The sequence below is a fragment of the Mesorhizobium sp. M7A.F.Ca.CA.002.15.2.1 genome, assembly GCF_003998715.1.
In the GTDB taxonomy this organism is placed as follows: Bacteria; Pseudomonadota; Alphaproteobacteria; order Rhizobiales; family Rhizobiaceae; genus Mesorhizobium; species Mesorhizobium ciceri.
In genome coordinates this window covers 1-742 of record NZ_RZPI01001168.1, presented here as the reverse complement: position 1 = coordinate 742, position 742 = coordinate 1, and the positions used below count along the sequence as shown (strand labels likewise).

The following is a 742-nucleotide window of genomic DNA, read 5'->3' as shown; positions in this document are numbered from 1 at the left end:
TCATCTGGATCAGCGTCGTCTTGCCAGTGCCGGGGGCGCCGTCGCCGATGAAGGTGAACAGGAAGCCGCCGAGCTCGACGAACGGATTGAGTTCGCGCTCGAAATCATAGGCCATCAGCATCTTGGCGAGCTTGACCGACTGGTATTTGGCGATGTGGTTGCCGACGACCTCTTCCGGCTTCTTGAAGGTCATCACCAGCGGTTTTGAGCGCTTGCCCGGCGCGACGTCGAAACCATCGAGAGTGAAATCGTCGGCATCGATGCGGATATGGGCGTTCTCGAACGGGCCGATGCCGTCGAAGCGGCCCTTGCGGGCCAGAAGCCCGTCGATGGCGACGCGGGCGAAGGCGCGTGCCCTTGTCATCAAATCGGCATCATCGGACGATCCCGAGATCGCCTTGTCGAGGCCAGCGAGGATCGACTTCACCGCATCCTGCGGCGTGTCGAACAGGAAGTCCGGCTCGGGGATGTCGTTGGGTGCCTCGCCGTCGCTGTCGATCAGCTGGAACAGGTAGGAGGCGAGGCTGAAGGCGGAGATGTAAGCCGAGGCCGACAGAAGCTTCTTGAAGGTGGCCGCTTCGTCGCCTTCGAGCGGCGCGCGGGTATTCCTGGCCTGCAGGCTTTCGAGGTCGGAGCCTTCGGCAAAGACGTCCGATATGGCCAGCGCGATCGCCGTGCCGCGCCGGGCGCGAAACAGGAGCGTGTGCTGCGGGATGGTCAGCAGCTGGTCGTCGAGATGAAC

The 742-nt window shown here is 63.1% G+C and carries 1 pseudogene; it reads right to left on the bottom strand.

From position 1 onward, the window contains the following. A pseudogene (locus ENZ74_RS33425) lies at window positions 1–742 on the bottom strand (AAA family ATPase); the annotation flags it as partial.